The organism is Exiguobacterium acetylicum DSM 20416 (assembly GCF_000702605.1).
Taxonomy (GTDB): Bacteria; Bacillota; Bacilli; order Exiguobacteriales; family Exiguobacteriaceae; genus Exiguobacterium_A; species Exiguobacterium_A acetylicum.
Window position 1 is genome coordinate 961,276 of record NZ_JNIR01000001.1, and the last position, 26,457, is coordinate 987,732.

General features: G+C 45.5%; 34 protein-coding genes and 1 pseudogene. 19 read left to right on the plus strand and 16 right to left on the minus strand.

Features of this window, described 5'->3' with window-relative positions; translation table 11 throughout:
* Positions 1–8 precede the first annotated feature (8 nt).
* The 3 genes from P401_RS0105005 to sstT all read left to right on the plus strand — a co-directional run bounded on the left by P401_RS0105005 (position 9) and on the right by sstT (position 2,892).
* Entirely contained in the window at positions 9–836 is an 828-nt protein-coding gene (locus P401_RS0105005) for a carbohydrate ABC transporter permease (protein WP_029341503.1), read from the plus strand.
* 147 nt (positions 837–983) lie between these two features.
* Positions 984–1,292 (plus strand): hypothetical protein, encoded by a 309-nt coding sequence (locus tag P401_RS0105010; protein WP_029341504.1) that lies wholly within the window; start codon positions 984–986, stop codon positions 1,290–1,292.
* 328 nt (positions 1,293–1,620) lie between these two features.
* The gene (gene sstT, locus P401_RS0105015) at positions 1,621–2,892 is read left to right on the plus strand and encodes a serine/threonine transporter SstT (RefSeq protein WP_029341505.1); all 1,272 of its coding nucleotides are present in this window, start codon (positions 1,621–1,623) and stop codon (positions 2,890–2,892) included.
* Positions 2,893–2,966: 74 nt separating this feature from the next.
* On the opposite strand, the gene P401_RS0105020 is transcribed toward sstT, so the two are convergent.
* From P401_RS0105020 to P401_RS19135, 3 genes are all read right to left on the minus strand, one after another.
* Positions 2,967–3,353 carry a hypothetical protein gene (locus P401_RS0105020; protein WP_029341506.1) on the minus strand — a complete coding sequence of 129 codons (387 nt, stop codon included), beginning with the start codon at positions 3,351–3,353 and terminating at the stop codon, positions 2,967–2,969.
* Between the two features lie 160 nt (positions 3,354–3,513).
* Positions 3,514–4,290, minus strand: coding sequence for a phosphatidylserine decarboxylase (locus P401_RS0105025; RefSeq protein WP_029341507.1), 777 nt, complete (start codon positions 4,288–4,290; stop codon positions 3,514–3,516).
* Positions 4,291–4,419: 129 nt separating this feature from the next.
* Positions 4,420–4,638 carry a DUF2834 domain-containing protein gene (locus P401_RS19135; protein WP_081834779.1) on the minus strand — a complete coding sequence of 73 codons (219 nt, stop codon included), beginning with the start codon at positions 4,636–4,638 and terminating at the stop codon, positions 4,420–4,422.
* A gap of 284 nt (positions 4,639–4,922) precedes the next feature.
* On the opposite strand from P401_RS19135, the gene P401_RS0105035 reads away from it, so the two are divergent.
* Positions 4,923–5,762, plus strand: coding sequence for a hypothetical protein (locus P401_RS0105035; protein WP_029341508.1), 840 nt, complete (start codon positions 4,923–4,925; stop codon positions 5,760–5,762).
* Between the two features lie 81 nt (positions 5,763–5,843).
* Positions 5,844–6,392, plus strand: coding sequence for a TetR/AcrR family transcriptional regulator (locus P401_RS0105040; protein WP_029341509.1), 549 nt, complete (start codon positions 5,844–5,846; stop codon positions 6,390–6,392).
* Positions 6,393–6,395: 3 nt separating this feature from the next.
* Here P401_RS0105040 and P401_RS0105045 read toward each other — a convergent pair whose 3' ends face one another.
* Positions 6,396–6,641, minus strand: coding sequence for a hypothetical protein (locus P401_RS0105045; RefSeq protein WP_029341510.1), 246 nt, complete (start codon positions 6,639–6,641; stop codon positions 6,396–6,398).
* 82 nt (positions 6,642–6,723) lie between these two features.
* On the opposite strand from P401_RS0105045, the gene P401_RS0105050 reads away from it, so the two are divergent.
* From P401_RS0105050 to P401_RS0105100, 9 genes are all read left to right on the plus strand, one after another.
* The gene (locus tag P401_RS0105050; protein ID WP_029341511.1) at positions 6,724–7,995 is read left to right on the plus strand and encodes an alkaline ceramidase; all 1,272 of its coding nucleotides are present in this window, start codon (positions 6,724–6,726) and stop codon (positions 7,993–7,995) included.
* Between the two features lie 628 nt (positions 7,996–8,623).
* Positions 8,624–9,103 carry a DUF4825 domain-containing protein gene (locus tag P401_RS0105065; protein ID WP_051656251.1) on the plus strand — a complete coding sequence of 160 codons (480 nt, stop codon included), beginning with the start codon at positions 8,624–8,626 and terminating at the stop codon, positions 9,101–9,103.
* Positions 9,104–9,246: 143 nt separating this feature from the next.
* On the plus strand, positions 9,247–9,594 hold the full coding sequence (locus tag P401_RS0105070; RefSeq protein WP_029341514.1) for a PadR family transcriptional regulator: 348 nt from the start codon (positions 9,247–9,249) through the stop codon (positions 9,592–9,594).
* The gene (locus tag P401_RS0105075) at positions 9,581–10,303 is read left to right on the plus strand and encodes a hypothetical protein (RefSeq protein ID WP_029341515.1); all 723 of its coding nucleotides are present in this window, start codon (positions 9,581–9,583) and stop codon (positions 10,301–10,303) included. Before P401_RS0105070 ends, P401_RS0105075 begins: the two co-directional genes overlap by 14 nt.
* Positions 10,304–10,313: 10 nt before the next feature.
* Entirely contained in the window at positions 10,314–11,099 is a 786-nt protein-coding gene (locus tag P401_RS0105080) for a hypothetical protein (RefSeq protein ID WP_029341516.1), read from the plus strand.
* Positions 11,096–12,577, plus strand: a complete 1,482-nt coding sequence (locus P401_RS0105085; RefSeq protein WP_029341517.1) for a hypothetical protein — start codon at positions 11,096–11,098, stop codon at positions 12,575–12,577. The genes P401_RS0105080 and P401_RS0105085 overlap by 4 nt, the downstream gene beginning before the upstream one ends.
* Before the next feature lie 12 nt (positions 12,578–12,589).
* Positions 12,590–13,228, plus strand: coding sequence for an ATP-binding cassette domain-containing protein (locus tag P401_RS0105090; protein WP_029341518.1), 639 nt, complete (start codon positions 12,590–12,592; stop codon positions 13,226–13,228).
* Positions 13,229–13,342: 114 nt separating this feature from the next.
* A complete protein-coding gene (locus P401_RS0105095) occupies positions 13,343–13,795 on the plus strand; it encodes a MarR family winged helix-turn-helix transcriptional regulator (RefSeq protein ID WP_029341519.1) in 453 nt (150 codons plus the stop codon).
* Between the two features lie 20 nt (positions 13,796–13,815).
* Entirely contained in the window at positions 13,816–14,337 is a 522-nt protein-coding gene (locus P401_RS0105100; RefSeq protein ID WP_029341520.1) for a GNAT family N-acetyltransferase, read from the plus strand.
* A 76-nt stretch (positions 14,338–14,413) separates the two neighbouring features.
* Here P401_RS0105100 and P401_RS0105105 read toward each other — a convergent pair whose 3' ends face one another.
* From P401_RS0105105 to P401_RS0105115, 3 genes are all read right to left on the minus strand, one after another.
* Complete coding sequence (locus tag P401_RS0105105; RefSeq protein WP_029341521.1) at positions 14,414–15,319, minus strand: TerC family protein; 906 nt, start codon at positions 15,317–15,319, stop codon at positions 14,414–14,416.
* A gap of 218 nt (positions 15,320–15,537) precedes the next feature.
* Positions 15,538–16,488, minus strand: a complete 951-nt coding sequence (locus P401_RS0105110; RefSeq protein ID WP_029341522.1) for a TIGR03571 family LLM class oxidoreductase — start codon at positions 16,486–16,488, stop codon at positions 15,538–15,540.
* Positions 16,489–16,499: 11 nt separating this feature from the next.
* The gene (locus P401_RS0105115) at positions 16,500–17,702 is read right to left on the minus strand and encodes an MFS transporter (protein ID WP_029341523.1); all 1,203 of its coding nucleotides are present in this window, start codon (positions 17,700–17,702) and stop codon (positions 16,500–16,502) included.
* A gap of 311 nt (positions 17,703–18,013) precedes the next feature.
* On the opposite strand from P401_RS0105115, the gene P401_RS0105120 reads away from it, so the two are divergent.
* Positions 18,014–18,343, plus strand: a complete 330-nt coding sequence (locus P401_RS0105120; RefSeq protein ID WP_023468096.1) for a winged helix-turn-helix transcriptional regulator — start codon at positions 18,014–18,016, stop codon at positions 18,341–18,343.
* A 66-nt stretch (positions 18,344–18,409) separates the two neighbouring features.
* Positions 18,410–19,027, plus strand: a complete 618-nt coding sequence (locus P401_RS0105125) for a hypothetical protein (RefSeq protein ID WP_029341524.1) — start codon at positions 18,410–18,412, stop codon at positions 19,025–19,027.
* 58 nt (positions 19,028–19,085) lie between these two features.
* Here P401_RS0105125 and P401_RS0105130 read toward each other — a convergent pair whose 3' ends face one another.
* From P401_RS0105130 to P401_RS0105160, 5 genes and pseudogenes are all read right to left on the minus strand, one after another.
* Positions 19,086–19,388, minus strand: a complete 303-nt coding sequence (locus P401_RS0105130) for a hypothetical protein (RefSeq protein WP_029341525.1) — start codon at positions 19,386–19,388, stop codon at positions 19,086–19,088.
* Between the two features lie 414 nt (positions 19,389–19,802).
* Positions 19,803–20,883 (minus strand): annotated as a pseudogene (locus P401_RS17560) (RNA-guided endonuclease InsQ/TnpB family protein).
* Positions 20,884–21,236: 353 nt separating this feature from the next.
* Positions 21,237–21,584, minus strand: coding sequence for a hypothetical protein (locus P401_RS0105150; RefSeq protein WP_029341528.1), 348 nt, complete (start codon positions 21,582–21,584; stop codon positions 21,237–21,239).
* 25 nt (positions 21,585–21,609) lie between these two features.
* A complete protein-coding gene (locus tag P401_RS0105155) occupies positions 21,610–21,810 on the minus strand; it encodes a hypothetical protein (protein ID WP_029341529.1) in 201 nt (66 codons plus the stop codon).
* Between the two features lie 16 nt (positions 21,811–21,826).
* The gene (locus tag P401_RS0105160) at positions 21,827–22,147 is read right to left on the minus strand and encodes a hypothetical protein (protein ID WP_148662019.1); all 321 of its coding nucleotides are present in this window, start codon (positions 22,145–22,147) and stop codon (positions 21,827–21,829) included.
* A 167-nt stretch (positions 22,148–22,314) separates the two neighbouring features.
* Between P401_RS0105160 and P401_RS0105165 the strand changes: the two genes are divergently transcribed.
* From P401_RS0105165 to P401_RS18515, 3 genes are all read left to right on the plus strand, one after another.
* Complete coding sequence (locus P401_RS0105165) at positions 22,315–23,232, plus strand: NAD(P)-dependent alcohol dehydrogenase (protein ID WP_029341531.1); 918 nt, start codon at positions 22,315–22,317, stop codon at positions 23,230–23,232.
* Positions 23,233–23,325: 93 nt separating this feature from the next.
* Positions 23,326–24,078 (plus strand): hypothetical protein, encoded by a 753-nt coding sequence (locus P401_RS0105170; protein WP_029341532.1) that lies wholly within the window; start codon positions 23,326–23,328, stop codon positions 24,076–24,078.
* A 26-nt stretch (positions 24,079–24,104) separates the two neighbouring features.
* Positions 24,105–24,248 (plus strand): hypothetical protein, encoded by a 144-nt coding sequence (locus tag P401_RS18515; protein ID WP_158513337.1) that lies wholly within the window; start codon positions 24,105–24,107, stop codon positions 24,246–24,248.
* Positions 24,249–24,461: 213 nt separating this feature from the next.
* On the opposite strand, the gene P401_RS0105180 is transcribed toward P401_RS18515, so the two are convergent.
* The 4 genes from P401_RS0105180 to P401_RS0105200 all read right to left on the minus strand — a co-directional run bounded on the left by P401_RS0105180 (position 24,462) and on the right by P401_RS0105200 (position 26,449).
* The gene (locus P401_RS0105180) at positions 24,462–24,788 is read right to left on the minus strand and encodes a hypothetical protein (RefSeq protein ID WP_029341533.1); all 327 of its coding nucleotides are present in this window, start codon (positions 24,786–24,788) and stop codon (positions 24,462–24,464) included.
* Positions 24,789–25,165: 377 nt separating this feature from the next.
* Positions 25,166–25,858: a chitin disaccharide deacetylase gene (chbG, locus tag P401_RS0105190; protein ID WP_029341534.1), complete on the minus strand. Its 693-nt coding sequence runs from the start codon at positions 25,856–25,858 to the stop codon at positions 25,166–25,168.
* A complete protein-coding gene (locus P401_RS0105195; protein WP_029341535.1) occupies positions 25,851–26,153 on the minus strand; it encodes a PTS sugar transporter subunit IIB in 303 nt (100 codons plus the stop codon). Before P401_RS0105195 ends, chbG begins: the two co-directional genes overlap by 8 nt.
* A complete protein-coding gene (locus P401_RS0105200) occupies positions 26,150–26,449 on the minus strand; it encodes a PTS lactose/cellobiose transporter subunit IIA (protein ID WP_029341536.1) in 300 nt (99 codons plus the stop codon). Before P401_RS0105200 ends, P401_RS0105195 begins: the two co-directional genes overlap by 4 nt.
* Between the last annotated feature and the right edge of the window lie 8 nt (positions 26,450–26,457).

The window sequence follows — 26,457 nt, forward strand, 5'->3', positions numbered from 1 at the left end:
AGGGCATCATGAAAAAAGATCGCATTCATATTCCGACCTATCTATTTTTATCTATCGGACTCGTATTGATTGCTCTACCGATGTATCTGACGATTTTGAATTCCTTCAAAGAAACGCGTCAAATCACCGGCGGTTTCTTTGAGTGGCCAGATCCATTCACGTTCAATAACTTCCAGCGGTTATGGGATGATGGTGTCGTCCAGTACTTCGCGAACTCGATGCTCATCACGACTTCGGCGATCGTGCTGATCATCCTGATTGTGCCGATGGCTGCATATTCGTTGGCACGTACGATGGATCGGAATCGTGTGTTTCAAGGCATCTACATCTTTTTAATCATCGGAATTTTCGTTCCGTTTCAAGTCATCATGATTCCGATTACTTCGATGATGTCAGGACTCGGATTATCTAGTAAATTCGGCTTAATCCTGTTGTATTTGACGTACGCGGTGCCACAATCGCTGTTCCTTTACGCAGGATATGTAAAAACCGTCATTCCGAAAGAACTCGATGAAGCGGCAGCGATTGACGGGAGCGGGAAGTTCAATACGTACTTCAAGATCATCTTCCCGATGATGAAACCGATGCATGCGACAGTGTTGATCTTGAATGCACTCTGGATTTGGAACGATTTTCTCTTACCGTTGCTTCTGCTGAACCGCGATGAGTCAACTTGGACCTTACCTTTGTTCCAATTTAACTACCAAGGGCAATATTTTAGTGATTTTGGTCCTTCGTTCGCGTCGTATGTGGTCGGTATCGTATCGATCCTCGTCGTGTATCTCTTTTTCCAGCGCCATATCATTGATGGGATGGCAAATGGTTCAATTAAATAATGAGCTGAGAAAGCATGTGTTCGACATTCGAGTCGTATGCATGTTTTTTTGTATAAGGAAATAAAAGGAAAACAGAATTGGAATGAAGAATAGATTACCGTGTTATAGAAGCGAAACAACAAAACATTGAAAAGAGGAAAAAGAGACATGGAAGTACAGTGGAACGATAAGACTATCCTTGAACTCATACTCATCGTCTGGGTGATCGGTGCCATCGTCATCATCGTGAGTCAGGCGCGGAGTAAAAAAAGTTTGAAAGCTAGCTTGATTAGCGGAACGATCATCAATCTTCTCTATACGACGGGTATTTCATTACTGTGGTTTTACACGATTGCTGTCGATGGGATCAGTCAGGTGTTGGTCGTCTTTTTCTTTGTCGGCATCTTTACGATCCTTGAGTTTCTGTTCGTGATCATTCTGTTGATCGTCAAACGCAAAAGAAAAACAATCTCTTGAAGAGTAAAGGAAGGTCGGGTAACACTCGTAAAAAAAGCTTTAGTTTACATAATGAAGTAGGGGGAGGTACGCGTCTTCTTCTACTTTTTTTGTAATTATGCAATCGATTGCATCCGTATGCCCACATAACATCCAGGAAAAGGAATCATATTTCTTGCAAAAAACTAGTTTTTATTTCACACGATTTATGCAAAAATAGAACACAACAAACTGCGAGAATTTTTAGAAAAGTGAATGACTAGACTATTCATACTTTTGAGTAGAAGAGAGAAGTCATCGTTTTTCGAATTCTAAATAACTTATTTTTTGTAAGCCTGGAGGGGAACGTATGAAATTGTTGAAGATGTGGAACCAAATCAGTTTAGTGAAACAAATCGCGATTGGCTTGATCGTAGGGATTATTTTAGCCGTCACGATTCCTGAAGTAGCGAGTTCTTTGACCATCTTTGGAACATTATTTGTTTCCTCACTAAAGGCAGTCGCGCCGATTTTGGTCTTTTTCTTAGTTATGGCTTCGATTGTGCAACATAAAAAGGGACAGCAAACGAACATGAAATCAATCATCTTTTTGTATCTACTCGGTACGTTCTTAGCCGGGGCGATTGCGGTCGTCGTCAGCTTCCTGTTCCCGGTCACTATTACACTTAAAGAGAGCACGGAGGAATTGACAGCACCGGGTAACGCGGTCGAAGTCCTCAAGACACTCGTCCTCAACATGGTCGATAACCCGGTTAATGCATTAGTCCAAGCGAACTACATCGGCATTCTGACGTGGGCGATCATCTTAGGGCTAGCACTCAAAAATGCGTCAGATTCAACGAAAACGTTCATCTCGAACTTCTCAGATGCACTTGCGAAAATGGTTGGTTGGATCATCAAGCTTGCTCCGCTCGGTATCATGGGGCTCGTCATCGGTTCGATTACGGAGAACGGTCTCTCGTCACTTTTCGATTACGTGAGTCTGTTAGGGTTACTGATTGGCACGATGCTTGTCGTCGCATTGATTGTCAATCCATTGATCGTCTACATCAATGTTCGTCAAAACCCATATCCGCTCGTCTTCAAATGTCTACGTGAGAGTGGGATCACAGCATTCTTCACACGAAGTTCTGCAGCGAACATTCCAGTCAATATGGAATTGTCTAAGAGGCTCGGTCTTGATAAAGAGACGTACGGGATTTCAATTCCGCTTGGTGCAACGATCAACATGGCGGGAGCGGCCATCACGATTTCCGTCTTGACGCTTGCTGCCGTCAATACGCTTAATATTCAAGTTGATCTTCCGACAGCCATTATCTTAAGTGTCCTCGCTGCTGTCTGTGCGTGTGGCGCATCTGGTGTCGCTGGAGGATCGCTTCTCTTGATTCCGCTCGCGTGTAGCTTATTCGGGATTCCAAATGACGTTGCGATGCAAGTCGTCGCTGTAGGATTCGTCATCGGTGTATTGCAAGATTCATTTGAGACAGCGCTCAACTCGTCAACAGATGTCCTGTTCACGGCGACAGCTGATTACAGAAAACGATTGAAAGAAGGCGAGCAACTGTCAATCAATCGTCAGTCGATGAATGAAGCTGTGTCTGAAAAAGTCGTCAACGGCTGATCAGCTTTCTACTATCATCATGATCTAAATAAGAAAAGGCATCCCAGTTGAGGATGCCTTTTCTTATAGACAAATTAACCTTCTCCTAAAGCAACGTACTTTTTTAATTTCCCGTTGAAACTCACTAGTAAAATGTCATTTCTTTCTTTAGTAGAGAATAGGGCGGTACCCTTAGAAAGTTTCGTAGCAGTCCCATTATCAAAATCGTCTCTATCCGAACTTCTTCTTTTAATTTCTCCGACTTTTTTATTCTGAGTGACTTCGGTTTTCTCTGCCCATGCAACATCTGATTTGTAGATCGTATCATTGAATTGAAAAATGTCTGCTTTAGAATCTTCGCTCAATACTTCGGATGCCGTCGGTTTTTCACTAGTACTTTGCATATTCTCTTCGTTATTACAACCAACTAATATCCATACAGCCATAATCGAGAAAGCGAATGATAAAACGACTTTTTTCATGATATAACCTCTTTCCCGTTTTGTATGTTATTCCATGTCGATATCTGTTAACGTCAACTGTTCTTCATGGTTGCCATCCCATTGAACAGTGGTTTCCTTTAGTCTAGCAAATTCGTATATCTGTACTACTCAGGATTCTACAAGAAAAGGGAATCTGTTTTCAGGATATCCAGCGTCCGATCTGCTCACCCATCTTGACGCGACGTTCAATGCCTGGTGAAAGTTCGACGGTGTCCGGTGGCAAGACGAGGATGACGGTCGAACCAAACGAGAAGTAGCCGAACTCTGCACCACGCTCCAGCAGGCGTCCTTGATGTGTCTGAACGATCGTATTGACGTTCAGTGCACCGACCATGACGTGCTCGATCGCGCGGTGATCGACTTGCAGACGCGTGACCCGACGATAGTTGCGTGTCAGCGGACGTTTGCTGAATCGTAGCCCCATGTCATTGACGGGTGCCGATTCTCGCCCCAGTGTATAACTCGTCGTGATTTCGCCCGTGACTGGCGAGTGGACACGGTGATAGTCGGTCGGACTCAAATAGAAAATCAAGGCGACACCGTTCGCGTAATCCTGGGCGCGTTCGCTCGAGCCGATCAGCTCAGCAACGTTATAGTCCTGTCCTTTGATCGTAAACCGACTACCTTGCATTAACGCCGGGACGATGGAGAGGACGGCGTCACTCGGACTGACGAAGGCATCTGGTGCCGATGCGATTGGTCGCATACCGGGACGTAACTCGCGTACGAAACAATCGTGCAGCGACGTAAATGAATCGACGGACTTCAGCGCTTGATTCGTCTGAATGTGATAGGTGCGAATGAAAGGTCGGATGAGCGGTTTACTAAAGCGACTCATCGCAAACCGTTTTAGTGTGTTCGCGACAACTGGTCGGGCATTTAAGTGGACGATCGTATCAAAGATGGCTTTCTTCATGAGGTAAAAACTCCTTTAAGTTGTAATCTACCTCTTAGGATACGGTCGAATTCTGTTGATAGACGGAGTCGTTTTCTTAAGTTTGTCTTAAGAAAAACACGTACCGAAGATGCGGCACGTGTTAGAACGTCATGATTTTCGAGTCAACAAATAGAGTAGAGGTCCGAACGCACCAATCGCGAGGGTGATGATCGCCCAAAGTGGAAAGCTTCGTCCGGTACGACGTGTATCATGGCGGAGCCAAACGATGATGAAGAGGGCGCAGAGAATCAGATCGACGAAAATCTGGAGCGTCGCCGTGTTTTGTGTCGCTTCCGCAAAAATGCCAAGTACACCAAAGTCAATTATCTAAAACGCAGTTAAAACAGCGAACGCGATCGTAATGACGAGCAATAAAGGTTTCGGGATGTTGTCTACAAACGAAGCTTGAGATTCTTTCATGAAGGATCCTCCTTGTAAGTGTAGTGTTTACTACAAATAAATGTAGCGTGTACTACAATTGAACGTCAATTGAGGATATGTAGAAGGAAAGTTATTACCCTGATCCGTCAAATAACAAAATGTGATGCTGTTAAATTTGGTATAATACGGAAAAAGAAACGTAGGATGACGAGAAGGGATGGAGCGAACATATGAAGGTAAAGCGATTGCGAACAATCTTCGCCTGTAGTGCGGCTGTAGCCGTATTGATGAGTGGAGCAAGTGTTGGAAGTGGAAGCAGTCTTGTCGAAGCAAAAGTGGTCCAGACGAAAAAAGTGTTCGATTATAAAAAATACCGTGCCGATCAATTGAAGGTCATCACGAAGTACGGTAACATCTTATCGGATCTTAGCTCCAAATCCCCAATCAAAATTCCTTCTTATTATCAAAACGAAGCATATCGGACTGCTGTCGAGCAGTATAATCCGAAAGTAGAAAAATACGATTCAGATAACGTGAAGGAGTCAAGAAAAATCAGAGCGATGCGGGTTGATCTAAAAGCAGTCGATACATCGTCTGAGAAAAAAGCGTTCGATAAACGAATGGCCGCAATGAAAAAAGAAGTCAAACGACTCGTTAAGGTCGAGCAGGCATTAACGAAGGAAAGCAAACCACTGTATCAAGAAGTCATGGATTACGAGCGACAGCAAATGGAAGCATTCGTCGCCCAATATGGACCGATTGATCCGGCTTTGACGTTGATTAAATCACTTCCATACGTACAGGAACTCGAACGAAAACTGATCAAGAAAAAAATCAGTAAGCAAGACCGGATAGAGCGCGTAGATCGCGCAGCTGAAGCGATGGTACGAGAACGTGAGACGTCGAGTGAGCGCGTTGGACCGGAGCGTGGGAAAATGACGATCTTGATTTACGAGAATAAATTCGAGGAAGCAGCAGTTGTCTTTGAAGAAGCGAAACAGCTGACGAAAGATGAGAACGCCCGACTGGATCTTGCTTTCAAGAAGATCATCAATCGCTTTTTAAAATGAAGCATCCTTCGTGGATGCTTTTTTGCGTAGTGCCCGTTTCTTAAAATCGAGTATGATGGAAAGGGAAGGAGTCGATCGGATATGGATAAATTTGAACAGAAGCGACAGGACTATACGCATCACATCGCACAAGCGACGTTAGCATCAAGCATCAAGGAGATGAGTCTGAAGAAGATGGCGACTGCTGCCGGGACGAGTGACCGGATGCTGATGCATTATTTCAAGGATAAACAAGATATCGAGACCGCCGTGTTGACTGCGATCAGTCAAGAACTGATTGATTTACTACAGCAACCGGATCTAAAACTCGAGTTCACGGCATTCGTCCGTTTTCTGCGACAAGCAATCGATGAGCCACGAATCAAGCCTTATTTGAACCTTTGGTTCGAGATCACCCATCTTGCGACGAGTCAGGGGGAACCGTATACGTCGATTACGCGGACGATCGGGGAGTCATTCGACGATTGGATTAAACAGATTTATGTGCCGGCAGAAGGAGAAGATGTCGAACAGCAGACTGCGTTGTTATTCGTATTTACTGAGGGGCTCGTCATCTTAAATAAGATCGGTTTACAAGAGCGGATGGACGCGGCGGTTGAGGCGATGATTGATCTATACGAAAGAGCATGAATTTCATAAATCATCTTCGATTTCAATCCAGACTTGATAGAACACCTCTGTATCGAGTGGGAACATCGCGGTATGAACTCGAAATTCAGAGACTTGTGCTAAATAAAAGGCAAGAATCGTAGCAACCTTAAAGTCTGGTGTACCATAACCAGTAATCGAACGACCGTGCATCTCATTTGCAATCGAGTCCGCCCAGACTTCGGCTTCACGGAATGTCTCGAACTGAATCATCTCTTCCTTCCAGCGAATCGCCATCTTCATGTCCTCCTCTACTGTAGTTAATGTTAGTATATGGAAGAAACAGTGTGTTATTCAAGGAGGAACGTCAGACATGAGTCGTTTTGGAATACATCAGGAAGTAATCAATCCGCCGCTCGGTGCCGCCTTCATCGGTTATCACCGAGAAGTCGGTGTCGCAAGCATACATGATCCGCTATTTGTCACAGCGAGTATCTTTGAAAGTGAGCAGACGACATCGGTATTTGTCAGCATCGATAACATCGGGTTGCTCGTCGCAGATACCGATACCATCCGTGAATGCATCGCGGACCAGCTAGACGTCTCGAAGGAACAGATCATGGTCGTCTATACGCATACGCATTCGGGACCAGCGACAGCAGGAAACGAACCGTTGACCGTCGCCTATAAAACGATCTTGACGCAACAAGCGATCGTTTCTGCCGTCAAAGCAAGCGAAGCGATACAGTCGGTCGAGATGGGTTGGGGTGTGACGCAGGGGAAACTCGGCGTCAATCGACGAGAGAAAAGGAATGGTCACGCGGTGATGGGAACGGATCCGCTTGGGGTGACGGATGACCGAATCGGAACATTATTGATTCGCCGGACTGACGATTTTCAACTCGTCGGAGCCTTCGTCTTTTGTACGGCGCATCCGAACGTCTTGAAATCAGACAGTATCGTCTTATCCGGTGATTATCCGGGCGTCGCTCGAACGATACTCGAACAGGCACTCAGCTGTCCAGTCATAATCGTCCAAGGGGCGACGGGGAACATCAATGCGAAATATCGCGGTGACCTAGCAAGTCTACAGAAGATGGCGTTTGCTTTAAGTGGACACGTCTTGACGACGATTCCAGAAGTGTCGTATCAACCGTTAACGCACCACCGGATTCAGTCGATGATCTATCCAATGTACTTAACAGAAATACCAACGATAAACCAATTACAAGACATGACGGATTACGCTGAACAGACTTGGGGTGTCAGCGCAGCACGATGGTTGGCGCACGTTCAAGAGCAATCAGGGACAACACTCACCATCCCGGTCGAAATTCAATTGTTTGAGCTAAATGAAGGTTCGTTCTCAGGCATCCCGATGGAACCGTTCTGTGAGACAGCGCTACAGATTCAACAGATGCGTCAAACGGAACTCGCCTTTTTTGGAGGCTATACGAACGGTTACATTGGTTATTTGCCGTCTGCGGAAGAACACCCGTATGGTGGGTACGAAGTGGCGATCAATCCCGTTGTCTACGGTCCAGTGACAGGTCTTTGGATGCCACCTGTACCGGAAACGGCAAACGACATCGTGCATCGTATCCGACAACTCTATGAAACAAACAATCTGGCTTCTCTCGTCTGAGAGACCGGGTTTTCGTGATTACGATTTGATTTTTTTGATGAACCGGCGAAACGCAAAAACAAATCCGCATGTCAGTAAGGCGAATAAAAGAAGCGTAATGAATAGGCTTGCAGATAGATGTAACATCAAAGACCTCCGTGAATATGTATAGCTGATTTTCGAACTTTCGAATAGTAATAGAGTAACATAGTAATTAACAATATATAGGGAAATGATTTATTGTTTTTGATATTTCTTTAAGGATTTATTCATTCTATGAATCAATAGTTATTTTATTCCATTTATAAAAAGAGAGGGATATCATGATCATCAAAAGATTTATTCTTAGTATTATCATCACTTATTTATTCCTCAGCTTGCTTTTATCCTTCAGCATCGGGTATACGATCGATTGGATTCCGGAAGCAACGTTAGCTCAAAAGATAAAAGGGTACGCTTTTGAAGGGTTCACTCGTTTTAATGTTGTAAAGCTTTTGATTGCTGCAGGTATAGGTACTGGGTTCAGCTTTCTCTACCTTAAACCAAGATTACCGAGTTCTCGAAAGCGTTGATTTCCTTTATTTTGAAACTTTTCTTTGTTTGATCCGTTAATTAGGATGAACGAGTCAACGTATTGGGGGAAATAAACATGAAAAAGACAGTTGGTGCAATCGTATTAGCGGGCGGCATGATGATACTCGCTGGTTGTGGAACAGCAGCGACACAAACCGATTTATTTGAACAACAAGGTACATATCTAGGGGATAACAGTAGCGTACGAGACATCGTCCAACAGCTACCACATGGCGATCAGTTGGAGAAGATGGAACTTTCGACGAAGGATAAACCGTATCAACTAACGTTACGTTATGCTGGATATAAAGAAGGACAGATCGAACAAAAAAGCAATCGTACGGCAATCTACAATGCAACAGCACTATTCACATTGATTCCGAATGTCGACCGCGTCAACATGACGATCGAGGATGCTTCGTATCACTTTACGAAACAACAGCTGCACGATTGGTATGGAAAAGACTTTACGACGTACGATAATGAGAAAGCACTGAAGGCGTTCACGAACCCTTTTATCGAAGATTCGAAGAAAGTAAACGACTTATTCAACTGAACCGACCGAGCACGCTCTTGAACAGGAGTGTGCTTTTTTGTTGATTCATTCCCATAAGTTGTAAAAAGTACTTTGCATTACAGAGTAATTCAGTTTATCGTTAAGGAACTGAGACATCCAGAATAAGGAAGGGGTTGTACGAGATGGAAATCGATAAAGAATTATTAAAGGGGCACGTCGACACGATCATCTTGTCGTTGCTGAACGAACAAGACCGATACGGGTATGAAATCGCGAAGACGATCCGGCAAACGTCAGACGAGCAGTTCGAACTGAAAGAGGCGACACTCTATTTGTCACTCAAACGCCTCGAGAAAAAAGGATTCGTCATATCCTATTGGAGTAACGAAGCAGCGGGCGGCGGACGACGTAAATATTATGCGCTGACGACTGAAGGAAAAATCCTTCTTGCGAAAAAACGACTTGAATGGCGTTTTCTAAAGCAGCTACTCCCGAAGTTTCTTGAAGAGGGAGACGGTGCGCTTGAATAAACTCGATCATTTTGTCCATGACTTGTATCAAGATGCGGATGTGACGGATCCGGAAATCATCGACGTCATGGAAGAGACGCGAAGTCATCTTGAACAATCGGTGCGAGACTTGATGATTCAAGGTTATTCGGAAGAAGAAGCGACGAAGCTTGCCATGTATCGTTACGGTAGTAAGGAGCATGTCGATCAGCTCTTGACGTGGGTCTATCGAAAAGAGCGGACGTTCGCTTCGTGGTTGCTCTGCATCGGAATCAGCATCGCCGCTGCAACGATATTGTGCTTTATCGGCACGATGATGTTGAGCCAGCATCAGTCACTCGCCTATGCGGATGCCTTTTATGGCAATGAACGCTCGATCGAAGCGTATGAACGTATTTTAGAAGATCATCTGTTGCTGGTATCGATTTCCGGACAAGACGCTGCGTCCTCGCGAGACTTCACCATTCATAAATCGATTTGGTTACCGGAGTTGTTCACTTCACACGGCTTGTATCTGATTGACGAACAGCACCTGACGACGACAGAAAGCTTTGACGTCACGAAATTCGGTGCCGTGCTCATGTTGATTGGCTTGACGATCTATCTCGTGACATCCGTCATTTGGAGCATAATCAAGCTCCATCATGCAGGACGATTGCATCTATTAAGTATCGTCTCAGTCGTGTTCTTTAATGTACTGGGTTATTGGTTTTGGGCATTACGAAAATAGGAGGGGTCATATGTTGCAACAAATTAAGCTCATTTGGTCGCAAGCATTCACGGTGAAACGATGCGTGTTATATCTTCTGATCATTCTCGGATTACCGGCGCTTCAATTCAGTTTCATTTATGAAGGCTATCAATTCTTCTTACCGATCGAAGTGTTCGAAGAGACGCTATCAGGAACGATCCCGATGCTGTTTCCGGTACTTGCGGTCTTGATCTTCTTGCCAATCTTCATCGCTGAATACAAGGATAACTATCTGACATATGTCCGAACACGTGCGAGTCTAAAGGATTATCTGCTTGCAGTCGGTTTCGTCAATGCGATGCTGACAGGATTCGTATTCTTTTTAATGACGATCGTGACGTTCATCCTCCTTCATTATGTCGAACCAATCATCGGTCTCGTTGACTATTGGTCGCTCAGCGAAAAGACATATGAGACTTCAAATGCATTTTCGTTCTTGGCGGACATTCATCCGTTACTCTATGCCGTCCTCTATGCTGTTTGGATTGGACTCAACGGAGCAGCGTACGCAACGCTTGCTTATCTGTTGATTTTGGCGCTCGAACAAGTCTATCTCGCAATTTCGTTACCGTTCGTCGCTTATCATATCTTTAATTTCGTTGCGGGTATCATGCAAGTACCACAGTTCTCACCCATTAGTACCGTCTTTCCGTTCAATATCACGGAACAACCGCTTTGGACGGTGTTCGTACCGTTTACTATTTTAATCGTCATTAACATCACGCTCTATCTGACGATGATTCGACCAAAACCGGAGTGGATCTTCCAATCATGAAGAGGACACGAAACATTTCGATTGTACTGAACAGTTTATTCATCCTCGTGATTAGCTACGTCGCATGGTATAGACGACAAGAAGTTCTGTCCGAGGCACAAGAATTCGGCAAAGACGACAACGCGTGGGACATTACATTTGCGATTCAAAATGATATGTACCTAATACTCTTTTTCCTGATGCCGATACTGCTGTTCCTCTCATTTCGAACGATTGAACAGCAGTATGAACCGACGATTTTGATTCGGGTTGGCTCATTTCGGAACTGGGTGTACTACTCGACAAAACGATATGTACGCGCTGTCCTGACACTGTTCGGATTCGTCTTGTTGCTGAGTCTTCTTAGTGCTAGCGATCAATCGTTTACGTTGCAGTGGAGTCCATATAGTCAACTCGCAACGAGTGGTAACATCAGTCATTATCTCATTGCGACTTTCCATTCACCCCTGTCAGTGATTTTATTACAACCGATTCTGTGGTTGCTTACGAGCATTGTTCTACATGGATTGATGTGTATTGTGTTTCTGTTGCACGAAAAGCGTAATGGCTTGTTACTACAGGCGGCAGGGGTAGTGATTTGGTGTATCATCAGTTTCAAATCATCGTTTGGAATCGGGAAGTTCTTGTCACCCGCCACGTATTTCTCTGTTGGGTCTATATCCTTCAGGATGCAACCCTGGGTGGCACTCGTCGGTCTCAGTCTTGCGATCGCACTGATCTATCTAATGGCACAATGGATTCAATCGCTCCGTCAGCGATTGAATTCGCGAAAGGAGTTCTTACCGTATCTCGTCTATGCGATGCTTGCGAGTCTGTACATTTTACTGAGTAGCAGCCGAGCGTCGGCGGATCTGCAAACGATTGGTGATCTGTTCGTCGTCGTGTTTTACGGTGTCAGCGCGGAAGACAGTTCGTTTCTGCAACTCGCGTCACATCTGATCCTTTTCTTCGGACTCGCTTACTTAAGTCAATTGCGTTTGCAGGACCAAATGACAGCGATCGGACCATACACGTGGATGCGTTACCAACGCCTCGAGAAATGGGCACTGCATGTCTTCGTTAAGGAAGGACGCTTTTATCTACTGGCGCTGATGTTTCTGATCATCGGAACGATGGGAGTTGGAATGGCACAAGGGTTAGCGCTATCGCTTTCGACTAGTCTTTTATCGATTTCACCGATGCAATTGCTGTTGCAACTGATTGGCATTTCGATACTACAATTAATGCTTTATTCACTCTTCAGCTTCATCTTACTGTGGCAATTCCCAGATGGATACGCGATGCTCGGTTTGTTCGGTGTCTTATCGGTTTTCTTACTGCCGAACTTCAATCGGTATGGCATCTTTCCGTCCGGATTGAATGGATTCGCCCAGTTGCAGTCGTTTAGTCTGACACATCTCTTGATCGTTTTGTTGATCTATGTTGGGCTTTCACTTGTCTGGTTATATGTTCTGTTTCAAAAAAGCATACGAATATAGGGAGGACGTATCATGGAAATGATCAAGCTCAAGCAGGTCACGAAAGGGTATCAAGGTAATCCGTTATTCGCAGACGTTGATTTGACGATTCAAAAAGGAGACATCATTGGTATCACGGGACCAAATGGTTCAGGAAAATCAGTCTTATTCAAGATGATTTGCGGCTTCATCCATCCGGACGCGGGAACAATCACCGTCCGGAATGAACAGCTTGGTCCGACACGACGCTTTCCGGAAAACGTCGGCGTCATCATTGATCGACCGGGTTATATTGCCCACAAATCAGGATTTGAGAACTTAAAGCAGCTAGCGGCGATCCGGAAAGTGATCACAGATGCCGACATCGAACAAGCGATGCGGACCGTCGGCTTACAGCCCGGCAATCGCCAGAAAGTCAAACAGTATTCGCTCGGAATGAAACAAAAACTCGCAATCGCGCAAGCCATCATGGAACAGCAGGACATCTTGATCTTGGATGAGGCATTCAATGCACTCGATCACGATAGTGTCTTGCGTCTGCGGGAACTCTTATTGTCCTTCAAAAAAGAAGGAAAGACGATCATCTTGACGAGTCACAATCAACAGGACATCGACGCACTTTGTGACTCCGTCTACCGTATCAATCAGGGGCGGCTCGAGGTTGTCGAATAGAGTGTGAAAAGAATTGAGAGAAAATCAAATGATGCTTATTTTATTGCAAATGCAATAAAATAAGCATATCCTTTAAATAGGTCTTTTATTAAACGATTAAAAGGAGTTTGAAAAATGAAGGAGATTCTTCGTGAAATTGGTATGATTGCACGTGCTCTTGACTCAATAAGTAATTTAGAGTTCAAAGAATTACAACTTTCTAAAGGACAATATGTCTACATCGTTAGAATATGTGAGAATCCAGGAATCATTCAGGAACAATTAATTGATTTGATTAAAGTAGACCGTTCAACAGCAACTAGAGTACTACAAAAATTAGAAAAAAATGGACTGATCGAAAAAAGAAGCAACTTGGAAAATAAAAAAAATAAAAATCTTTTTGCAACAGAACAAGGGAAGGCGATTTATAAATTAATTATTAGAGAACATGAATATTCTAATGAAGTAGCGTTAAGTGGTTTTAAAGAGAAGGAAATCGAGGCGGTATTTCGTTATGTACAACGTATTCGTAAAAATATCGAAAAAGATTGGGAACAAGTCAAAAAAGGACATAAGCGAAATTACTAAACAGAGAGGTGAAGAGATAGATGGAAACAAAAATTAAATTGTGTGGTTTAGATGATGTCTATACATTACAAACACTTAGCATCGAAACCTTTAAAGAAACGTTTGAAGCTGATAACACGGAAACAGATTTACAGAATTATTTAGATAAAGCGTATTCGCTTGAAAAATTGAAAGCTGAGATTCAAGAAAAATTTTCACATTTTTATTTTCTTTATATTGGTCGTGAAGTGGCAGGATATATCAAAGTCAATACTAAATCTGCTCAAACTGAGGCAATGAGCGATGACTCACTTGAGATTGAACGGATTTATTTGAGACGATCGTATCAACAGCATGGCTTAGGCAAGCTTTTGATGAACCATGTTTTTCAATTGGCAAAAGAGAATGATATGAAGGCGATTTGGTTAGGTGTATGGGAACGCAATACTAAAGCTATTTCGTTTTATGAAAAACATGGTTTTGCCCAAACAGGACAACATTCATTTTTCATGGGAGAAGATGAACAAATCGATTGGATTATGACAAAGGAACTTTCTTATTAACGACGATCAAATAAAAGGTAGTGGAACATAGTCCACTACCTTTTATTTGACAATGCAATTTAATTAATCAGTGTTTTTATTTTCCAGGCTTCGTCTTGTAGAAGCTATAGAAGACGCTGATTAGAATGACGAGAACGATCGTACCGAGTGACATCCAGATTGGCATTTTGTAGACGTCACTGAAGATCATCTTCGCTCCGATGAAGACGAGCATGAAGCTAAGACCGTGTTTCAAGTAATAGAAACGATCAATCAAGTTCGCGAGGACGAAGTAGAGACTACGGAGTCCAAGAATCGCCATGATGTTCGCATAGAAGATGATGAACGGATCACGCGAGTACGCGAAGCTTGCTGCGACCGAGTCAACGGCGAAGACGATATCCGAGATCTCGATGAAGACGAGCGCGATCAAGAGTGGCGTGAAGAACAGTTTCCCATCAATTCGTTTTGCGAACTTACCAGACGAGATGTCTTGCGTGATCGGTAAACGTTTCTCTAACCAACGAATCGTTTTGTTTTCTTCGAGCGACGTCTCTTGACCGATGTTCTTGTACATCATCCAACCCGTGTAGACGAGGAACGCTCCGAAGATGTAGTACACCCAAGCGAAATTCTCAAGCAACGAAACACCAGCGACGATGAAGATGACGCGGAAGAAGATTGCACCAAGAATACCCCAGAATAAGACTTTGTGCTGGTACTTCAATGGAATCGCGAAGTATGCGAAGACGAGTGAGAAGACGAAGACGTTATCAATCGCGAGAGCCTTCTCGATGAAATAAACGCTCGTATATTCGATCGCAGCGGAGCTACCTTGATCGAAGTAGAGCCAGCCACCGAAAGCGACGGCAATCGCGATCCAGACGAACGTCCACGTCCAGGCCTCCCGAAGCGAAACTTCATGTGCCTTACGATGGAAGACTCCAAGGTCAAGGGCGAGCATGATGATAACGATGGCTAGAAAAGCAATGAGTAGTGTCAACAGCGCTTCCTCCTTTAAGGTAATTGTTATCTTGAATTTATTATAAGGTCATAAGAACTTAAAAGTAAAGGAATAAATGTTCGGAATGTGCGATTGGTTAAAAAACAATCCTCGAAAGTGGACAAATGTATTCGATATTATTTGCAGTGAAACGACATGAAACCCAGCTCCAAAAGGAGACTGGGTTTCATGCATGTTACTTTTAATTATATAAGTCATCATGATAAGGGAGGGAAATGTGGCACGACGTACGTTCCGAGTTCATCGATGACATCTTCCGCTGATCGCTCACCGTCGAATAGGGCGAAGAACAGATGATTGACGCCAAGCTCGCGGTACAATTCCAGCAACTCGATCAGTCGATTGCGCCCGATCCGAAAACCGAGTCGAATCGGTGTCGCTTCTTCATTTGGATCCGCGGACAGGTCAAGATGCATCGGCATAGAAAACGGGCGAAACGTTGTATTACCGGCTGCTTGACTCGCGGCACGCCATTGCTCGATGGCACGTGCTTGTTCGAACGGTCCTTGCGGATAATACATCCAGCCGTCGCCGTTTTTTGCGAGCCAGTCCATATCCTGCTGTGCGAAACCCGTGATCATCGTCGGGATTTTTTTCTTTGGTCGTGGCACGAGTGTCGCACCACGAACTTCTCCATACGTCGAATCAATTTGCGGATAGTCTTCATATAAAGCTTGCTCCATCACTTGCAGTGCTTCCTTGAACTGAGCACCACGGCTCGGATGATCGACACCGAGTCCATGGAAGTCGGCTTGCCGGTCACCGGACGAAACACCGAGAATCAAACGTTCCGGGAACAAGGCATCAATCGTCGCGACTTCCTTCGCAGAGCGTAACGGATGACGGAGCGGCAGGACGAGTGCTGACGTTCCAAGGGCGATTTGTTTCGTTTGGCTGAGAAGATGCGTCCCGTATATCAGCATGTCATGAATCTGTCCGACAGCCGGATCAAGAAAATAAGGATCCTTCAATAAGACGTCGCGTAGCCAGAGTGTCGTAAAACCATAGTTCTCTGCTTTTTGTGCGAGCTCGACTTGATTGGCAAGCGTCGGCGTTCGCATCTTGAAATTCTCGAGCGGGACGTGGAGACCGAGCGTGAGCTCGCCCTCCCGGTACATCCGCTGATAACTTGCATGATCGTTAAACATAGTAGTCCTCCTTATTGATGTTCGAGACGACGCGAGACACCTGTCAAGATGACGGCAAGAATGACCATGATCCCGCCGACCCATGGCGTGTGGACGAGACCGATCGTATCGGTGACGAGACCACCGATCGTTGCTCCGAGTGCGATGCCGATATTGAAAGCTGCGATATTCAAGGCAGATGCAACATCGACTGCTGCTGGGACATATTTTTCAGCCAACTGGACGATATAGAGCTGGAGTCCAGGGACGTTCATGAACGCAAGGAGTCCCATCAAGATGATACCGATGATACCGGCGACCTTGAATGGAATCATGAACGAGAGGGCGATCATGACGATGGCATGGATAATGAACATATAGAACAACGCTTTAATCGGATTACCGTTCGCGAGTTTTCCGCCGACCGTGTTTCCGATCGCAACCGCGATTCCGTAGACGAGCAGAATAATACTGATCAAGCTGGGACTGATTTTCGTGACGTCCTGCATGATTGGTGTCAAGTACGTAAAGGCGACGAACGTTCCACCGTAACCGAGGGCCGTGATCAAGAAGCCGAGCATCAAGCGTCCGTTCGTCAACAGTTTGAACATGTCGGAGAACTTAGCAGGTGGTGATTGTTTCAAGTCTTTTGGAATCAAGAAGAAACTTGCGATGATCGCGATGATGCCGAGTGCAGCAACCGCGAAGAACGTCGCGCGCCAGCCGAATGATTGACCGATGAATGTTCCGAGTGGTACACCTGTGACCGTTGCGACTGTCAGACCCGTGAACATCAAGGCGATGGCACTCGCTTTTTTATGCTCCGGTACGAGCTGGACGGCAATCGTCGCACCGATTGAGAAGAAAACACCGTGCGAGAAAGCAGTGATGAAACGGGCAACGATCAACAATTCAAACGTCGGTGAAATCGCGGAAACGAGGTTACCAGCGATGAAGACGACCATCAATGCCATCAGTAACGTTTTCCGGTTCATTCGGTTCGTAAGTGCCGTCAGGATGGGTGCACCGACGGCAACACCGATCGCGTAACCAGAAATGATGAGACCTGCGAGTGTGATACCGATATTTAAGTCACCAGCAATCGCTGCGAGCAGTCCGACCGGAACGAATTCCGTCGTACCGATCCCAAAGGCGCTGATGGCTAAGGCAAGTAGGGCAAGTCCGCCGTTTCTTGGGACCTGTTCCTCCTGGATCTGTGAGTTTAATTGATTCATGGGGATTCCTCCTAAAAATGATTTCAGTAGGGATCGTGTCCGGTGGGCCCGACCGAACGTGATCCGATTGACATGACCCCAGCATAACCGGGGTGTTTCATTTCGGGAAGTACGTACTTTAAAGTGCGATAGGCACTAAAAAGTACCCTACTCCTTCATTTAGATGCAAGGTCTAAAAGGAGGTTGTACTTTCCGTTGACAATTGCTATCATATAGCCAGCCAATCCGCTTGGGAAGTACGCACTTTCAAGTACGGTAGGCACTAAAAAGTGCCTATGCTCTCAACGGAATCACGAAAGGATGGAACGAACATGCCATACAATATCCCAGTCGAAGCGACACTCGAAGTTATCGGTGGAAAGTGGAAGGTCGTCATCATGTGTCATTTGATTAAAGGCGAGCGTCGGACAAGTGAGCTTCGCAAGCTGATGCCGACGATCACGCAAAAAATGCTGACGCAACAATTGCGGGAGTTAGAAGAAGATGGCGTCATCATCCGGACGGTCTTTGAACAAGTCCCACCAAAAGTCGTCTACTCGTTATCCGAGTATGGCTGGTCGCTGAAGCCGATACTTGACGCGATGTGCGCGTGGGGAGAAGGACATATCGATTTGACAGGTGGAGAAGTCGTCTCGTCATGACGAACAAAAGTGAGTCTCGCCTGAGGCTCACTTTTTTGAGTACATCATATGCAGGGGGAGAAAAAGATGGAGCAACCAATCGTTCAGTTCGATTCGATTACCATTAGTTTTGAGGATAAAGCAGGTAGACGCCAGTCAATCGATGAGTTTGCACAAGGATTCGAGCATGGCATCTTATTTTTCGGTCATCCACCGGAAACTAGCGACATCAAAGTCGTCCTTGATTTGAAGACGAACTTTGGTGAACGGACGTTTCGGTTTAACTTTTACCGGATGGACCGGGCAATCGGTTATTATCTAATCGATGGGTTGGTTTGGAAATGGGTCATCTTGTGGGAATGGTATTACCAGGAGAGTTATCAATCGGGTGAGTCCTACCATATCAATCGTCCAAAGGAAGGACTTCGTGATTTTTATCGACAAATCGATATACAAAATGAGACATGTTCAAATGATTATTTAGAGTCGGGCATTTACGAGGAGGACGTATCGTGTACGGATAGTTATACAAATTTTGAGAACCTAGATTGGGTCACCGAAGGAGATCCGATTAATACATTAGAACGGATGCGGAACCAAGGTGTCTTTTTCGAGTATTACTTTAAGGTCTGGATCGACTTAGAGCATTCATTGCCCGCGATTCGACGAGTCATCGATGCGTTATCTATACATACACCTGAATAATACTTGAATGAAACGAGCACCGCTCCCTCTGTCGTCGACAGAAGGAGCGGTGCTTTGGTTAAAACGCTTTACGTTGACCTTTTAGAATCGTCTGTTGCAGAGGACCAAAGTCCCCTGGAACCGTCCGTTCCATGAACAGGTACGGTTTTCCATCGACGATGAATTTTCGATCTCCAAGATACTCGAAGTGGCGACCGTCATCCTTTAATCTTCGCTTAACAGCTTGAATATGATCTTCATGATGGATGAACCGCTCGTTAAACGTCATGACGATATTTCCTTTTTTGAATCCGAGTAAGAAGACATAGTAGAACCAATATCCAACGAGACAAATACCAACGGTCAATAACAAATCATACATGTGTGTCGAGCTCCTTTCGTGTATACAGATTTTTACGAATATTTATGTAAAAAGATTCAATCAATTTCAATTAAAAGTAAAAAAGTATTCATCCGAAGATGAATACTCGTTATTTTTGAGCGATGTATCTCTTTTGATCGAAATCATATTTAAATTCAACGATCATCCAATCATCACCCGTTGGATTCCGATACGAGTAAAAGAGCGATGTCTGTTTTTCTGGATACTCGACTGTATTGTCATTATAGGCTTTTCCGATCTTAGATTGACACTCCCACGGCTAAAGCCGCAAGCCCACACCGTTGGTGAGGGTGGGATTCTCAAGTGCTTGGCGGACTCAATCCATTTCTGCTTCGTCCGAGCCTTGAGGTAGGGGTGTGCCATCACCCCTCCTGAGACAGACCGTATAGGTTCTCAGGCTGATGGACTGTTACCATCCATCACAGGTGCGTATCGAATGTTCATCGCACCGACGGTGGGTGTCCCGATGTCCTTTAAACCCACAGGCACACGTGTAGACCCTATCCCTCACCTTGTTCCTGACGGAACAGGATGGGCAGGTCTGACTCGTGTAGGCGGGGTTCACATACTCAACCTTGATGCCCGACAAGGCGGCTTTGTATTCGATGAAGGACGCGAGACGATAGAACGACCATGAGTGGAGGTTCTGGTTGTTTTTACGGCTTGTTCTTGCCGTCTGTCGGATGTTCGCCAAGAGTTCGAGGCGAATGACAGAGATTTTCTTCTGTCTTGCAAAATCGACGATGGCTCGGCTGACCTTGTGGTCCTTGTCCCGCATCCACCGCTGTTCCTTCTGATTGCGTCGTTTGATAGCCTTCGGCTTCTTCTTTTTGCCGAGTGCCTTCCGTTCCGCACGGAACTTGCGTTTCATATACTTGTTCTTACGACCGTTCCCGAAGAAACGGGTCGTGTCGTCATCGGTGACGGCGACCGCCGGCACTTTTAGTCCGAGGTCAACCCCCATCAGCCGCACCCCCGTCCGAGGAACGGTCGGGACATGGACGGAAATCTGAGCGATCCACTTCCTTCCCTTCTTCGTGACCCTGAGCGTCCCGAGTTTGTTGGCAAGGAGTCGGGTATTCCGATTGTCCTTGTCAACCATGGCAGCACGGAATCGCATCTTCACGGACTTCCCGTCCATCCAAACGGGGAAGGAGATGCTCTCGAAGTCGAAGGAATAGTTCTGATTGTTCCAGACGCAGACCGGCTTTTTGAGGACAGGGATGCGTTTGAAATCCTCTTTCCTCGCCTTCTTGTAGATGCCGACGGCATCTCCTGCGAGTTGGTTCTTCACGGCGCTCGGAAGGGGGGTGTCGATGTCCTTGCTCGACCACCTCTTCCCGTCCTCGGAGGCGACCATGTTCGCCACGACTCGGTTGGCGGTCTGGATATAGGTCTTGCCCATCCTTTTTAGGATGGCATCCTGACGACGCGTGGCATAGATTCGAACTTCTACCGTGACGACTTGACTCATCTTTGACACCTCCTTCATCATAATAATCAACTCCATTATAGATTTACTATAAATGCATTTCATCAGGAAGAACAGTCGGGGACATGCGGTGTCTGAAGACACCACGTCCCCGAACTCGCTATCATCCCACCCCTAAAGGAGTGGGCTTTCTCGCTCGTACATTCTGTAATCTTCTGTGCGGTGAGCCGTCATGACACCTAGCCCTTTACCAGAGAGAATATGATCGAATTCAGCTATCGTCATGCCTGGTTTAAATTTCTTTCCTGGCAAGAGTCGTTTTTTCGAAGGCGCTTTAGGGGTGTATTCCTTTTGCACAAGATATAACGTGTGACCTTCTTGTTTCGTTTTGAAGATCAGATGCATGCGCTGTAAAGACCAATGATCATTTTTTCATCGTACGGATAAAATGAGAAAGCGTATAAAGCATAGTCGTCTTTGATTTCACTCAATATTACATCATGATTGAGTGTCGTGACGCCATGTTCTTTCTGTATGTATTTCTTATATGATTTTCCGTAGAGCGATTTTGCGACGTCTGTCGCGGTCATACCGAGTTTTAGTTTTTTGTACGACGTATATTCCTTTGTCGCCGCGTCGACAGAATGAGGTGCGAAAACAGCACCAATCATCGAAAGCGTGATCAGAAGCGCGAAGAGTACCTTCAACTGAATAAGGTGTAATTTTTTCGTACGTATCATCATGATTGTGTCTCCTTTGCCAAACTTATTAAAAACCGTGCGATTCTTTTCGTTTGAGATACCAGAGTAGACCGAGGGTAATGCAAAAACCAATCGCACCTATGATTCCGATGAAAAACAAACCGGTGATTTCATCACCATAACTTTTTTGAAAAAAATAGGATGAACCGAAGATGAGGCTCATGCTCATGAAAATATTGCGTAGATGGCGGAGTACTGGAACAATCATGGATAATCCCTCTTTCTTATTTTTTCGTTCGACGGATCTCGGTCGCAACAATCGAGTCCTTTGCAAACGTCACTTGAATCGTGTCACCCGTCTGAATGGCAACTGTGTTATCCGTTTTGCCATAGACGATCGTGTCCGTTGTGACGCGAATCTTTGTTAAAGCATACTGTTCGTCCGGTTTTTGTTCGCTCGGAGCGACGAATAACGTATCCCCTGTAATTTTCTCGACGATTCGTGCATCGTTCTCGTGTGTACAGGCACCAAGCAGCATACTAAGGAATAGAATAAAAGCGAAAAGCCACCGATGTGTCGGCATGAACCAGGCACCTGCTTTCATCAGTTAATAGGGTTAGATGAGATCGTATGATTATATAAATTTTACCAGTTGCGATACTGGTTGATGCGAATCACAAAAATATTCTTGCTCTGAAATGAAAGGGATTCAGGCAGGAATCGGCGTATGATTAAAGAAATACCATCATCTCGATCAGAGGAGGAAATACGATGAAGGCAGCCATCTGTACCCGCTACGGATCCCCTGACGTCTTGCACATCACAGAGGTACCACGCCCGGTTCCAAAATCAAACGATCTACTGATTAAAGTACATGCATCTGCCGTCCATTCCGGAGATCGTCGCATGCGTTCGCTCGATGTTCCACTGTTGGGGAAGCTTCCAATGCGTCTGGCTGTCGGCTTCAAGCGACCGCGACAACCGATTCTTGGCGTCGTTCTTGCCGGAGAAGTCGTCGAAGTCGGTCAAGACGTCAAGCAGTTCCAAGTCGGAGACCGTGTCCATGCCTTGACGGGATTTGGCTTCGGTGGATACGCCGAATATGCATGCGTGTCTGAGAAACGTTGCATTGCAAAAATGCCGCAACATGCATCATACACGGAAGCGGTCTGTCTCCCGTTCGGTGGTACGACGTCGCTTCATTTCTTCCGGAAACTCCAAATCGATCAGATGAAGACGATCTTGATTTACGGTGCGTCGGGCGCTGTCGGGACGGCTGCCGTTCAACTCGCAAAAGCAAAAGGGCTGCAGGTGACGGCTGTCTGTAGTGGACGAAACACGGAGCGGGTCAAAGCGCTCGGTGCCGATCACGTCATCGATTATACAAAGGACGGCTACGATGGATTGTTGCTGAAGTACGATGCCGTCTTCGATGCGTCCGGAAAGATCAATAAGACGCAAGCGAAACGGCACGTCAAACAAAACGGCGCCTTTGCATCCGTCGCGGGACAAGGTGTGGCGAGAGAACGGAAAGAAGATCTACACTATTTAAATGAACTGTTTGAAGCGGGACGATTCAAAGCCGTCATCGACCATATCTATTCACTTGATGAGATCGTCGAAGCGCACCGTTATGTCGACGCTGGGCAAAAATTCGGTAACGTCGTCGTGTTAATAGCAAACGAATGATTCATCGAACCACCTGATTCAGGTGGTTTTTTTATGGTTATCCAATATATGTTAAAATAAAATAGGCTATTTTAAGGATGGGGGGATATAGCGATGATGAAACAGATTCATGCGTTTGAGACAAAAACGGACTATGAGAAATACGAAGCGGTCACGCATCGCTTTCGAACACGGTTAGACGAGTATCAAACGATCTTACAAGAGAAGTATCAACTGATCGACGTACCGAAAGGAATCGTTTGGACGTCAGCGGAACTCGCGACGACGGTCTTCTCAGACATTCCGATTCCAGCGTTTACGAATAAGGACTTGATCTACATATCACCAGACGTTGCAGAGTGGCGGATGCTATTTTTGTCTCAACTCGACGGGAAGGACGTACCGCATATTCGAGCGTTCTACGAAACGCTTACTGAAGATCACGTCTTGACGATTGCTGGTCATGAACTGACCCATCATTTGGATTTGTTCGTTGATGAATTCGACGATGAGAGAGAAGACGGAATCTGGTTCGAAGAGGGAATGTGTGAGTACCTCCCCCGGAAGCACCTGTTGTCGGACGAAGCATTCAAGCGAATTACTTTAATTGAGACAGAGCTGGTCGAGCTCTTTCAGGGAGAGTATGGAGCGCGTTCGATTGATCAATTTGGGAGTGCCTCCTATGCCGGTAGTCTGTGGAGTATCATGTTTGATTATTGGCGGAGCTTTCTCGCGATCCATCATCTCATCGAGGAACGGTATGACGGGAACGTCTTACGCGTTTTTGAAGCATATCGGAACTGGCATGAACAGGGGCGGATCGTGCCGCTATCGGAATACTTCAATCTTCAGACGGTAAGACGCTAAGCTGTGTTTGTAGTGGAGGAGGGCTTATGAATCGTTACAGTATTCTTTCGTTATCTGCATTCGTCTGTTTTTGTTTCTTCTTTTTCCTGATGAAGAGCGGAGTCAGTCTGAAAGGGTTTGGAACTGTCTATATCTTACTTCTGTTTATCATTCCGTTAGTCGGCGTATAAACAGGGTACAAAACGAAGCACCGAATACTCAAGTGGGGATTCGGCGGTGTCCATCTCATTACGTTCTGCATGATGTCATATTTGCTATTACTAGCTTACGGTATTTCTGAGCAGTGAAAGGTGTTAAAAGAAAAGGTCAGATGATTCCGTGTAAAAAAGGAAACTTCTGACCTTTCGTGATATGTAGTGTGAAATAAGAAATCATCACGTGATTTAGTCTCGCTTTGGCAAACTAGTCGTTGTGCCCATCTCAACGACGTGATCATCTTGAAGACGATACAGGAAATATTCTTCTTGTTGAAGCCCTTGACCCTGTACTTTCACGGCAATCTGATAGCGTTTTTCCTTGTCGCGGTGTTTGTCGTCATAGGCAGAATGGAGTGAGGCGACATGTGCTGGACCGTACTTTTTCACGACATAGGCCTCAACTTTTGTGCTGACATGCTGCTCGAATCGTTCATCGTATCGGACGTCTAAGTAAAACAGCAGTCCACCTAGTAGGAGAAAGACAACCAAAACGTTGATTCCGATTTTTTTCAATTCATCACTTCCGATCGTTCCATAGCATTAAACCTAGAAAAGCTGTTACAGATGATCGGAAGACGATGCATCATAACAGCGATTGAATCATTAATTTGAAAATCTACATCATTTGAGTGATTGCTTTAGATATCGACTCTAACTAATTTAAGAATGATGATGATCGTGATAGCTGAGAGCGCAAAAGAACCAGCATAAGCGAGTTGTTTTTTCAAAGGTATCTCCTCCTCATGAAAGTATTACCATTAGTATGTCATTAAACGAGATATATGTAAAATTAATTCCATATTTTCAACGCGATTTTTAGCACAGTGTTTCATGAAGAAAATGACAACATCCCTACTCATCGGTTCGTCAAGGCAGTAGGGATGTTATTTTCATGTCCACCAATCCGGTGGAGTATATCTCGTTAAAAGATCTTTCTCGACAAGTCGCTGCTTCACATAAGACGTGACACTTGGAAGTAGCGTATCCATGTTGGCAGGGTGCACCATGACCTCAACGGATGAACCGGGTGAAATTGAATCAAGTGTCGCAAACGAAACGCCCTCTCCATAAAACCGCTCATCGAAGCGATTCGTCAGCCAGAGATCCCGGTGCTTCTCGTTCCCCGCAGCACGGAACGTCGTTTGATATTCATTAGCGAGCTCGACGATGACAGAGTCGATCGCGGACCAGCCGTGGATATGATGGTGACTGTCTAAGTGGTGCAACGACAGCCCGGTAGCAAGAAAAGCTTCAATCTGGGCTTTCCATTCCAGGTAGACGTCTTCAGGATCCGGTGGCTCTTCCTTCAAAAAGCGACTCGTGAAACGAAACGTCCCGTCCTCCTTTGTTAACGACTGACTTGTCGAAGCGAGCGGTTTTCCCCAAGAGAGCACGAGATGTACGCCGACATGCAGGTCCGGGTGTTGCTGAGAAAGTCGAACAGCTTCTTCGACCGCATGTCCGTTCATCATCAGCGTCGTCGAATTGACGGGACCGTAAAGATGACTCTCGATGATGCCTTGGTTAATACCCGTCGTCAAACCGAAATCATCAGCATTGACGATTACACGCGTCTTAGGCATGTGCCGTGCCAGTCAGCGAGAGTGCTTGATCAAGCACTTGATCGCCCTTCATCAACCCGTATGCCATGTTGTCAATCACAGCAACCGGCACGTTAACTGCTGAACGGATTTTATTCTCGAGGTAGCGGACTTGCGGACCGATCAAGATGACGTCCATCGTCGTATGTTCCTTTAGTCGCGATTCGGGTACTGCTTCGATCGTTGCGTCAAGTCCTCGTGCTACGGCTTCCGTCCGCATTTTTTCTACTAAGATTGAAGTGGACATGCCTGCTGAGCAGACGAGTAAGATGTTCATTTCGTTTCCTCCAGTCGATTGATTTTCGTGATCATGTCGATCATCTCGGTCGCCAGTTCCTTGACCGTCATCGCTGTCATCAGATGATCTTGAGCGTGGACAAGTAGGACACTCATCTCGTTGCTGGTTCCTCGTGCTTCTTCTTGTAAAAGTTCTGTCTGAAGTTTGTGTGCCTCAAGAAACGAAGTCTCTGCTTCCTCGAGTTTCGCTTGAACAAGTGCTTCGTCACTGCGTTTAGCAGCAGCGATCGCTTCAAACGCACTCGAGCGTGCATTTCCGGCATGTAGGATGATCATGAACGATA